The sequence below is a fragment of the Amycolatopsis sp. genome, from assembly GCF_025464955.1.
GTDB lineage: Bacteria > Actinomycetota > Actinomycetes > Mycobacteriales > Pseudonocardiaceae > Amycolatopsis.
The window spans coordinates 19,171-30,185 of record NZ_JAODNM010000155.1 but is presented as its reverse complement, the minus strand read 5'-3'; the positions used below and the strand labels follow the sequence as shown (position 1 = coordinate 30,185).

Here is an 11,015-nt window from a genome sequence, read left to right as displayed (position 1 = left end):
GTGGGTCCGCGACGCCTCAGTGGTGTCGGTGTGGCTGGTGAGGTTCTTGAGGTCAGCGGGTGTGGTCGGCTGGTGGTGACTGTGGGACTCGTCGGCGTGAACGTGGGACTCGCCGGGCCGGAGTGTGGGACTCGCCGACGCGCTGTGCGAGTCCCACATTCAGCGAGGGCGAGTCCCACACTCAGACCGGCGAGTCCCACACCCAGCTCCGGACACCGACACGACCCGGCTCTTGCTGCGGTAAAACGCAGCCAGTCCACAGCAACCAGCACCCACACATACGACCGAAGAGCCACTTTTGTACAAGAATGCCCTGCTGGGTGTGTTCGGAGCGGGCGGTCAGTCGGCGACTTGGGAGAGGTAGCGCGCGGCGGAGCGCTGGACGATGGCGTGGCCGTCGGCCCGGACGACAGCGTTCCACCAGGCGCCGTAGATCGCGTCGAACGCGTACGGCTCGAGCAGTTCGACGGCGCGCCGGACGATGCTCGGGCGCTCGGGGATCAGGTTCGGGTAGCTGTACATGAAACCGACGTGCGTCCGGTCCGGGATGACCTGCACGATGTCGCCGCTGAACAGCGCGCCCTTGCCGCCTTCGCCGTCCGACCAGTGCAGCACGGTGCCGCCGTCGAAGTGCACGCCCAGGTTGATCAGCGTGAGATCGGGCGCGAGTTCGAGCTTCGTGCCGCTCCACAGCTTGATCGACGGGTCCGGCCGCCCGATCCACTGCCGATCGTTCTCGTGCAGGTGGATCGGCACGTCGAACGCGTGAGCCCACTCGACCATGGTCGTGTAGTAGTGCGGGTGGCTGATCGCGATGCCGGTGATGCCGCCGAGCTCGGTGACCCGCGCCACCAGGGCGTCGTCGAGGTAGGCAGCGCAGTCCCAGAGGAAGTTGCCCGATTCCGCCTTGACCAGCAACGCGCGCTGGCCGATCGAAACGCCGGGTTCGCTGCCGACGCCGACGACGCCGGCGCCCTCTTCGGCGATCTTGCCGGTGTAGGTGCCGGACGCCCGGAGCGTCGTCAGATCCGTCCAGGTCTGGCCCGCCGCGGGGACGTACTGCCGTTCGTCGAGACAGACCGGGCAGTCCGGTCGCGGTTCGCTGTACTGCATGCCGCAGGCGACACACATCGGTTCGCTACTCATGCGCCCATGACAACAGATCGAGGCCCTTCGCGTCGGCGAAAGGCCTCAATCCGTCGGACGAACAGGGTGGCTCGGGCGGGCGGCGTCACACCGCGTACGGAACCGCCTTCACGAGCGTGACCTTCTGGCTGTTGCCGTTGGGCAGCGTGTACGAGCGGGCCTCGCCCTCCTTGGCGCCGAGCAGCGCCTTGCCGAGCGGCGAGTCCGGCGAGTACACGTCGAGGCCGCCCTCGGCGCCCTCCTCGCGGGTCGCGAGCAGGAACTTCTCGTCCTGGTCGTCACCGTCGTAACGCACGGTCAGGATCTTGCCCGGCTCGGCAAGTCCATCGTTCTTGGGCGCTTCGCCGACCTTGGCCGAGCGAAGCAGCTCCTGCAAGTGCCTGATCCGGGCTTCCTGCTGACCCTGCTCTTCGCGGGCCGCGTGGTAGCCACCGTTTTCCTTGAGGTCGCCCTCTTCACGGCTGTCGTTGATCCTCGTGGCAATGACCGCGCGATTCTCGATCTTCTCGTCGAGTTCGTGCTTGAGCCTGTCGTAGGCATCCTGGGTCAGCCAGGTCACCTGTGTGTCGCTCACGGTCACCATCTCCTCGTCGGGCCTGCCAGGCTTGGGTACTCAAGCCGGCCGCCGCACGGGCATGGATTGCCAGCGCGGCTGAGATAAAAGGAAAAACACGGCCCGTCATGGGCCGTGCCGGTAGATCAGAGTAACACGACGCGACCATGCGACGCCGCCCAATTCGCCTCCCGAGAGGCGCTGAGCGCGCGTTTCACCCCGTTGGCCGCTATGGGCTTGACAGGTACCGTGGTACGTCGTACGAGCAGCCGAAGACGTCTGCCGTGACCGGCTTGCCGATACTTCGGATGACGGTACTCATTTTCATGCTCTCGCCGCCAGGTGGGACGAGAATCTCTTTTCGGCCGCTCTCCGCACCCGAGATATCGCGAGCGGTCACGATGCAGTCGCCGAAGCGGTCCGGCTGGTCCCTGGTGACGGCGATGGTGATCTGCACCGTGTCCGGTCCGGTCTCGGTGAACGCGATCCGCTCGGCGTCGATCGGGGCCGCACCCAGGTTGACGTACGCGATCCAGGCGATACCGAAGCTCACGACCAGCGCTATCGCGAGGTACGCCCGGCGGCGCCACCGAGGCTTCGGCCCGGCCTGGTGCTCCGCGCCGTAGCGGCCCTCGGGCAGCGCCCTGGTGAGGGGTTCGGTGCTCAAACCTGGGCCTCCCGATCAGTCTTGTCGTACCGGTGGGGACAATGGATGCCGAAGGACACCTGGGCCGACTCTCCGAGTATCCGCGTGGAGCCGCCGAGGCGATGAGCCGGGTCCGGAATACCGAAACAGAAAGGGTCGTTTGGGGCATGGTGGGAGCTGACGATCTGAACGAATCCGACACCAGGCCGCGACTACGTTTGATGGCGGTGCACGCCCACCCTGACGACGAGTCGAGCAAGGGTGCGGCCACCATGGCCAAATATGTCGCCGAGGGGCACGAGGTCATGGTCGTGACCTGCACCGGCGGCGAAGCCGGCAGCGTGCTGAACCCGGCGATGGACCGCCCGGAAGTGATCGAGAACATGGCCGAAATCCGCCGCGAGGAGATGGCCACCGCGGCGAAGATTCTCGGCGTGAGCCACCGCTGGCTGGGGTTCATCGACTCCGGCCTGCCCGAGGGCGACCCGCTGCCGCCGGTCCCGGAGGGCTCGTTCGCGGTGGTGCCGCTCGACGAGCCGGTGGAGAAGCTGGTGCGGATCATCCGGGAGTTCCGGCCGCACGTGCTGATCACCTATGACGAGAACGGCGGGTACCCGCACCCGGACCACATCCGCACTCACGAGGTGTCGATGGCCGCGTTCGATGCGGCGCCGGAGCCGGACAAGTTCCCCGACACGGGCGACGCATGGCAGCCGCTGAAGCTGTATTACAGCCACGGCTTCTCGCGGGCCAAGATGCTCGCCTTCGACGAGGCGCTGACCAAGCTGGGGATCGAGTCGCCGTACAAGGAGTGGCTCCAGAACTGGCCGGCGGACCGGCCGGATGTGATGGAGCGGGTCACCACCCAGGTCGAGTGCGCCGACTACTTCGACGTGCGTGACGAGGCCCTCAAGGCTCATGCCACCCAGATCGACCCGACCAGCCGCTGGTTCGTGGTGCCCCGCGACGTCCAGCGAGCGGCATGGCCCACCGAGGAGTACGAGCTGGTCCGCTCACTTGTGGACAGCACGCTCCCGGAGGACGATCTGTTCGCGGGCATCAGGGAAAAGGTGGGCACATGAGTTTCGTCTTGCCGGCGTTCGCGGTCGTCCCGGTGACCGCGACGGCGTTGTTCCTGGCTCAGCAGCCGACTGGTGGCAACAACACCGACAACGGCGGCCAAGGCGAGGACTTCGGAAAGTCGTCCCCGGTCGGCTTCCTGTTGCTGATCGTGTTCCTCGTCGTGGTGGGCTTCCTGGTCCGCTCGATGACGAAGCACCTCAAGCGCGTCCCGGGGAGCTTCGACACCGACGAGGCCGCTGCCCTCGAGGCCGAGGCCGCCGCGGCGAAGGCCGAGTCTTCCGCGGCCGCACCTTCGGCGAAGCCCGCCAAGTAGCGACGTCGTAAAAAGACCCGAGGGTCCTGGTGGCGGCCGCCGCATTGGTGTTGAACGCACTGCGAGGGTCGCCATCAGGATGGCCTTGAGGGGTCCAGGGACCCGACGTCTGTCCGCATCTCGGGGTTCCCGAATCTGGCCAGGTAGTGCCAGACCCGTTTGAGTGCTTGTTCGTGGTACCGGCCGATGCGAGATGCGTCGCCAATGATGCGCGGATCGAGACAGCCGCTACGGGCAAGAGATGCGCCGAGGTCCACGAACTCGGGACCTCGGTACTGGGGATGCCGGCGTAGTTCGGCAGTGGTCAAGGTGAAGCCGCCGTGCCAGTGGACCGGGCAGGCCAGCTGTCCGGCCGCGGTCTCTATCGGAGTACCGCGATAGCAGGGGTCGAGGACCAGAGCTTCGACATCCCGGGCGAAGTCGATCACGCCGTGCACCTGGGCCTCGATGTAGTCGTCAAGCGGGTCCTTGTCGTCCGCCTCCGCCAGCTCGATCAGGGTCGACAGGTTCGACCGTATCCCGAAGTGTTGAGGCTCGAACACGCTGTCCGGATAGCAGAACGTGGTCCGGGCCAGCGTAGGCACGGCCAGACGCAGGTACGCCGAGCCGAATCGCGGAGAGCCGCCGACGAGCCTGCGGCGGAAGTTCAGCGATCCGTACTAGGGCCGGTCTGACGGCGGCCCGTCGTCATAGGCGCCGGCGAAGATTCGGCTCTCCCACCGCCAGCGGCCGCCGCCCGGGTGCGTGGTCAGTCCGCCGTTGCTGGTCCTGGTCTCGAACTGGGACCGGTACACGCAGTCGCGGGCCATGAGCTCCAGGATCGGCACTCCGGCCACGAGCCGATCGGGGTGAAAGTGCAGCGTCACCCGCAACGAAGGATCCGCCGGTTCTCCGGCCGCCAGTGACGTGACATGGGCAACCGCCCGCTCCTGTGGGCGGAGCCGTGGACCCGCCGTCACAGCCGCGGGTCGACCGGCTCGGACTCCATCGCGAGCACGGCGAACACGCACTCGTGCACCCGCCACAGCGGTTCGCCTTCGGCGGCGCGCTGCAGGGATTCGAGGCCGAGCGCGTACTCCCGGATCGCCAGCCCGCGCTTGCGGTTCAGGTTCCGGGTTCGCAGCCGGGTGAGGTTCTCCTCGGTGGTGTAGTCGGGCCCGTAGATGATCCGCAGGTACTCACGGCCGCGCACCTTGACGCCCGGCTGCACCAGCCCGCGCGCGCCCTTGGTGAGGTTCGCGGCCGGCTTGACGACCATGCCCTCGCCGCCTTCGCCGGTCATGTCCACCCACCACTGCGTCGCCGCGGCCACTTCGTCGGCGTCGGTCGTGTCGACGGTCCTGGTCGCGGTGAGCTTGATCAGCACCGGGTCGGCGTCGGCGAGTCGTCCGGCGATCGCCAGGTGCCAGGCGTGCGGACGCTCATGCTGCGAAGCCCGCTCGGACGCCAGCAGCTGGAACGGCGCCAGCTGGACGCCGTCGAGCCCGTCCGTCGGCCAGCAGTACCGCCGGTACGCCGCCCGGTAGGCAGCCACCGAAGACGTCCGCTGCCGGGTCCGGTCCAGCAGCGCGGCGGCGTCGATCCCGCGGGCTTCCGCCGCGCTCAGCGAGTCGACAGCGGCGGGCAGCATCGCTTCGGCCGCCGCGCCGACGGACGCGTACTGGTCGGCGATGAGCATCCCCGCCTTCGCGCTCCACGGCACCAGCTCGGTGTCGAACAGCAGCCACTCCGAGTCGAGTTCCGCCCAGAGCCCGGCCGACGTCGCCGCCGTGCGGACGCGCCTGACCAGCTCGTTGTTCCGCGCCTGATCGAAGAACGGCCGCCCGGTGCGGGTGTAGACCGCGCCGGGACCGTCGACGCCGAACCGCTTCGGCGCGACCGTGTCGTCCTTGCAGACGAGCACGACCGCCCGCGAACCCATGTGCTTCTCCTCGCACACGACCGTCTGGACGCCCGCCGCGCGGTACTCCGCGAACGCCTGTTCCGGGTGCTCCAGATAGCCGTCGAGCTGTGAGGTGGCGCTGGGCGCCATCGTCGGCGGCAGGTACAGCAGCCAGCGCGGGTCCATCGCGAACCGGCTCATCACCTCGAGCGCGGCGGCGGACTGCTCCGCGGAAACTCCTATGCGGCCGCTGAACCGCGTCTGGATGACCCGCTTGCCGGTGACGTCGGCCAGTTCGAGCACGGCGGGCTTGCGGACCTGGACAGCCGGCCGCAGCGGTTTCGTGGGCTCGTACCAGACCTTCTTCGCCGGCACGTCGACGACTTCGCGTTCGGGATAGCGCAACGCGGTCAACTTGCCGCCGAACACGCATCCCGTGTCCAGGCACAGGGTTCCGTTGATCCATTCGACGTCCGGCATCGGTGTATGTCCATAGAGGACGGTCGTCGAACCGCGATAGTCGTTCGCCCACGGATAGCGGACCGGCAGACCGTACTCATCGGTCTCGCCGGTGGTATCGCCGTACAGTGCGACGCTGCGCACTCGGCCCGACGCGCGGCCCTGATAGCGCTGAGGCAGACCCGCGTGGGCGACCACGAGCTTGCCGCCGTCCAGTACGTAGTGGGCGATCAGGCCGTCGCAGAACGCCTCGACCCGCGCGCGGAACTCCTCGCCCTGCGCGGCCAGTTGTTCGAGCGACTCCGCAAGGCCATGGGTGACCTGGACTTTTTTGCCCCGCAGCGCGCGCAGCAGCTTCTGTTCGTGGTTGCCACAGACGACCATCGCGTCGCCGGCCTCGGCCATGCCCATGACCAGCCGGAGTACGCCCGGAGTGTCGGGTCCGCGGTCGACGAGGTCACCGACGAACAGCGCGGTCCGTCCCTCCGGGTGGTGCGCGCCCGTACCGTCCCCGGACAGGTGATAGCCCAGCGCGACGAGCAGTTCCTCGAGCTCTTCACGGCAGCCGTGGACGTCGCCGATGACGTCGAACGGTCCGGTGAGCTCGCGTCGGTTGTTCAGCAGCGGCTCGACTACGATTTCGGCTTCGGCCACCTCCTGTTCGGTGCGCAGGACGTGGATCCGCCGGAAACCCTCTTTCTGCAACGACTTCAGCGATCGGTGCAGGTCGCCGCGCTGACGCCGGACCACGTGCGGGCCGAAGTCGCGGTCCGGCCGGTTTTCGTTGCGGGCCAGGCAAAGGCGTTCGGGCAGGTCGAGCACGATCGCGGTCGGCAGCACGTCGTGTTCCTTGGCCAGCCGGATGATCCCGGCACGCGACGTCCGCTGCACGTTGGTCGCGTCGACGACGGTGAGCCGGCCGGCGGCGAGTCGTTTCCCGGCGACGTAGTGGAGGGCGTCGAAGGCCTCGGCGGTGGCCGACTGGTCGTTCTCGTCGTCGGAGACCATGCCGCGGAACGCATCGCTGGACAACACCTGCGTCGGGGCGAAGTGCGTACGGGCGAACGTCGACTTGCCGGAGCCGGAAACGCCGACGAGCGCGACGAGCGACATTTCGGGGATGGTGAGTTTCATCGGGAAACCTCCTCTCGGGTGGTGAAAACGGCGAGCTGGGTCGGCGGGCCGACTTCGGCGTCTTCCGGGCCGACCGGCAGGTGCCGGACGGTGTAGCCGTTGCGTTCGGCCACCCCGGACGTCCAGTCGCCGAACTGCGCGCGCGTCCATTCGAACCGGTGATCGGTGTGCCGGAAGGTGTCCGCCGCCAGGGTTTCGAAGCGCACGTTGTACTCGGAGTTCGGCGTGGTGACGACCACCGTCCGCGGCCTGGCGACGGTGAACACCGCGTTTTCCAGCGCGGGCAGGCGTTCTTCGTCGACGTGCTCGATAACCTCCATCAGCACCGCGGCGTCGTACCCGGCCAGCGACGGGTCCGCGTAGGTGAGCGCGGACTGGCGGACGTGGATGCGCTTGGAAACGTGTGGCGGCAGGCTGTCGAGCTTGAGCCGCCGCGCGGCGATGCCCAGCGCTCGCGTGGAGACGTCGACGCCGAGGATCTCGGTGAACGCCGGATCCGCCATCAGCAGGCGCAGCAAAGCGCCCGACCCGCAGCCGAGGTCGAGCACCCGCTGGGCGCCGGCCGCGCGAAGAGCCGCAAGCACACTTCCTTGCCGCTGCACGGCCAGCGATTCCGGGCGCTCGGTGACCTCGGGGTCTTCGGTGACCAGCGCTTCTTCCTCGGGCTGGACGTCGTCGAGCTCGGCGAGCCGGTCCAGGGCGTAGGTCACGTAGGCCTTGCGGTGTTCGAGGTAGCGCTGCGCGATCAGCGCGCGGTCCGGGTGGTCCGCCAGCCAGCCGTCACCGGACGTCAGCAGCTTGTCGGCCTCGTCCTGACCGACCCAGTAGTGCTTGTCGCCGTCGAGTGCCGGCAGCAGGATGTACAGCTGGTTCAGCGCGTCCGCCAGTCGCAGCGTGCCTTCGAGGCGCAAGTCGACATAGCGCGAATCGCCCCAGTCGTCGAACTCTGGATCCAGCGGCACCGGCGTCGTCTCGACCTGCCAACCCAGCGGCTCGAACAGGCGGCGCACGATCTCGTCGCCACCGCGCGCGCAGAGCGACGGGACGTGGATGCGCAGCGGGATCGCCTGCGCGGCCAGCTCGGGGTGCGCGTCGCAGCGGCCGGTCATCGCGCTGCGGAAGACCGTCCTCAGCGCGACCGCCAGCATCGAGCCCGCGGCGTATGGCCGGTCGTTGACGTACTGCGTCAGCGTGGTGCCGTAGCCGCGCACCAGCGCGATCGGGTCGATCTCGACCAGCAGCGCCGCCGTGCACTCATGCTCGTCCGCCTGCGGGTAGAACACGTGCGCGGTCCCGGTGGACAGCTCGAAGGACTGCGCCTTCTGGGGGTGCTTGAATAGCAGGAAGCCCAGGTCGGTGGCGGGGTGATGAGTGGTCGTGATCGTCAGCAGCACCGCGTCAGTGTGCCCCACGCCGGCGCCGCGCACGCCTGGTTTTCCCGAGGTCGCTTCTGGTGAGAGCGCTCTCGGGCCTAGGGTCCGGACTGCTCTGACGACTCGAACGCATGGCGGTGGAGAGTGCAGATACCGATGAGCGGGTTCAGGCCCACGATCAATGACGTCGCGCGTGCGGCCGGGGTGTCCCGGGCGACGGCTTCCCGGGTCGTCAACAACGCCCCAGGCGCTTCGGATCCCATGCGCGCCCGGGTTCACGCCGTCGTCGCCGAGTTGGGCTACCAGCCCAACGAGACAGCCCGAGCGCTGGCTTCCGGTCGACGGCGTGCCGTCGACGTCATCGCGATGACCTCCGGCGCCGGGGCTGGCTGGCTCGGCACTCATCCGTACTTCAGCCGGGTCCTGGCCGGCATGATGCCCGTACTCGAAGGCGTTGACGCACAACTGCGGTTGCACCCGGTAAACCGCGAGACCGCTGCCGACGCCATCGAGGAGATCGCGGCGAACGCGACGCTCGGAGTGGTGCTCGCCGACGCCACCCCGACGCTGGCGACCCGGCTCTACCGACGGTGCCGCCGAGTCGTGTCGATGGTGCCCACGGCCGCGTCCGTGCCGGGCATGGAAGCCGACAACACCGGTGGTGCGTACGCCGCGGTCAACGAACTGCACCGGCTCGGCCGCCGTCGAATCGCCGCCATCCACGGTCCCGCCGACAACTCCTGCGCGATCGACCGGCGTCTCGGGTACCTGCGCGCCCTCGAAGACCTGGGCCTGACCGCGGTCGGCGCCGATGGCGATTTCCACCGCGAAGGCGGTCACGCCGCCGCGCTGCGACTGCTCGAACAGGACCCCGGTATCGACGCGATGTTCGTCGCCTGCGACCTGATGGCGGCCGGAGCCGTCCAGGCCATCACCGCCACCGGCAGACGCGTTCCCGAAGACGTCAGCATCATCGGCTTCGACGACAGCATCGCCGCCGTGTGCACCAATCCGCCGCTGACCACGATGCGGCTGCCCGTCGAGGAGATGGCCGCGGCCGCCACCCGGCTCCTGCTGGACGGCAAGCCGATAGCCGGCCATCGGCGGCACTTCCCGGTCGAGCTCGTCGTCCGGCAGAGCACCCAGGGGTGAAGACAATCAGGAGAACGACTGCGATGCCCGTGAACAAGCAGGACCAGGTCACGGGATCGGCGGCGGGCTCGCCGGTGGAGCGCACATCTGCGCTGCGACTCGTTCTCGCGTCTCCGCTGTATCGCGGCGCCACCGTCGCCCTGTTCCTGTCCGGTCTGGGGTCCTCGGCGGCCGCTCCGCAGATCGCGTCGTTCCTGGTGAACGACCTAGGGGGCTCGCTGACCGCGGCCGGGCTGTTCTATCTCACCAGCCTGACGGCACCGGTGGCCGGCTACCTCGTCGGAGCACGCTCGGACCGCATCGGTGGGCGCCTTGGCCTCTTCCGCCTCTGCGCGGTCGTCGGGTTCCTCGGCTGGGCGGCCATCGGGCTGTCGACACGGCTCTGGATGCCTTACGTCATCAGCGCCGTCGTGCTCGGCTTCGCCGGCGCCGCCACTTCGCAGCTCTTCGCCGCGATCCACGACCAGACGAGCGCGCACCCGAGCGCGAGCAACGACGGAGTCGTCGCCGTCGTACGGATGGCACTGACCGGTGGCTGGGTGATCGGTCCGGCCGCCGGGTCGTTCCTGGCAGCCCAGACTTCGCCGCGCATCATGTTCCTGGCCACGGCGACCTGCGTGCTGGTGCAGATCATCCCGCTCGGCACCCTTCGCACGCCGGCCGCGGCCGAACACACGTCGCAATCACGTGCTCGACGTCCCGGGATGCGCACAATGCTGCCGCTGTTCGCCTTCACGGCGCTCTATGTCCTGGTCTACGCCGGGGAGCCGATCAAGTACGCCTACCTGCCCATCTACATGAACAAGCAACTCGGCTTCCACTCCGGACTCAGCGGCGCGATCATCGGCATCCAACCCCTCGTCGAGATCTTCCTGATGCCCCTCGCCGTGGTCGTGGCCCGCAGAATCGGGATGACGCGGCTGATGGCCGTCGGCGCGGCCCTGGGCGTCGCCGCCAACATCTGCTTCGCCACCACCGGCACCGCGACCGGCTTGTTCGCCGGCCAAGTCCTCATGGGTGGCGTATGGGGGGTGTTTGCCGCCCTCGGCATCATCGTGGCTCAGCGACTCCTGCCCACTGCCGTCGCCACCGCGTCCGCGATCTTCCTCAGCTCCACCGCTCTGGCCTCCGCGTTGGGCGGAGTCGCCGGAGGACTCGGATCAGCCGCTATCGGACTGCCACACGCGTTCTTCATCCCAGCCGTACTCGGCTGTCTCGCGGTCGTCGGCCTGGTCTGGATGAGCCGCTCACGGTCCTTCGATCGGGAGGTATGA

At 68.3% G+C, this 11,015-nt stretch carries 9 protein-coding genes and 1 pseudogene; 4 read left to right on the top strand and 6 right to left on the bottom strand.

The window, feature by feature from the left end; translation table 11 throughout:
• Positions 1 to 339: 339 nt before the first annotated feature.
• From JWQ81_RS39510 to JWQ81_RS39500, 3 genes are all read right to left on the bottom strand, one after another.
• Positions 340 to 1,146, bottom strand: a complete 807-nt coding sequence (locus JWQ81_RS39510) for an MBL fold metallo-hydrolase (protein WP_297549989.1) — start codon at positions 1,144 to 1,146, stop codon at positions 340 to 342.
• Positions 1,147 to 1,231: 85 nt separating this feature from the next.
• Positions 1,232 to 1,729: a transcription elongation factor GreA gene (gene greA, locus JWQ81_RS39505; protein WP_297549987.1), complete on the bottom strand. Its 498-nt coding sequence runs from the start codon at positions 1,727 to 1,729 to the stop codon at positions 1,232 to 1,234.
• A gap of 199 nt (positions 1,730 to 1,928) precedes the next feature.
• Positions 1,929 to 2,366: a DUF4307 domain-containing protein gene (locus JWQ81_RS39500; RefSeq protein WP_297549985.1), complete on the bottom strand. Its 438-nt coding sequence runs from the start codon at positions 2,364 to 2,366 to the stop codon at positions 1,929 to 1,931.
• Between the two features lie 146 nt (positions 2,367 to 2,512).
• On the opposite strand from JWQ81_RS39500, the gene mca reads away from it, so the two are divergent.
• Together mca and JWQ81_RS39490 are read left to right on the top strand one after the other, a co-directional pair.
• Entirely contained in the window at positions 2,513 to 3,427 is a 915-nt protein-coding gene (mca, locus tag JWQ81_RS39495; protein ID WP_297549983.1) for a mycothiol conjugate amidase Mca, read from the top strand.
• Positions 3,424 to 3,741: a hypothetical protein gene (locus JWQ81_RS39490; RefSeq protein WP_297549981.1), complete on the top strand. Its 318-nt coding sequence runs from the start codon at positions 3,424 to 3,426 to the stop codon at positions 3,739 to 3,741. The genes mca and JWQ81_RS39490 overlap by 4 nt, the downstream gene beginning before the upstream one ends.
• A gap of 74 nt (positions 3,742 to 3,815) precedes the next feature.
• On the opposite strand, the pseudogene JWQ81_RS39485 reads toward JWQ81_RS39490, so the two are convergent.
• The 3 genes and pseudogenes from JWQ81_RS39485 to JWQ81_RS39475 all read right to left on the bottom strand — a co-directional run bounded on the left by JWQ81_RS39485 (position 3,816) and on the right by JWQ81_RS39475 (position 8,610).
• Positions 3,816 to 4,607, bottom strand: a pseudogene (locus JWQ81_RS39485) (DUF3626 domain-containing protein).
• Positions 4,608 to 4,696: 89 nt separating this feature from the next.
• On the bottom strand, positions 4,697 to 7,216 hold the full coding sequence (locus tag JWQ81_RS39480; protein WP_297549979.1) for a polynucleotide kinase-phosphatase: 2,520 nt from the start codon (positions 7,214 to 7,216) through the stop codon (positions 4,697 to 4,699).
• A complete protein-coding gene (locus JWQ81_RS39475; RefSeq protein WP_297549977.1) occupies positions 7,213 to 8,610 on the bottom strand; it encodes a 3' terminal RNA ribose 2'-O-methyltransferase Hen1 in 1,398 nt (465 codons plus the stop codon). The genes JWQ81_RS39480 and JWQ81_RS39475 overlap by 4 nt, the downstream gene beginning before the upstream one ends.
• A gap of 135 nt (positions 8,611 to 8,745) precedes the next feature.
• Between JWQ81_RS39475 and JWQ81_RS39470 the strand changes: the two genes are divergently transcribed.
• A complete protein-coding gene (locus tag JWQ81_RS39470; protein WP_297549975.1) occupies positions 8,746 to 9,741 on the top strand; it encodes a LacI family DNA-binding transcriptional regulator in 996 nt (331 codons plus the stop codon).
• Between the two features lie 23 nt (positions 9,742 to 9,764).
• Entirely contained in the window at positions 9,765 to 11,015 is a 1,251-nt protein-coding gene (locus tag JWQ81_RS39465; protein WP_297549973.1) for an MFS transporter, read from the top strand.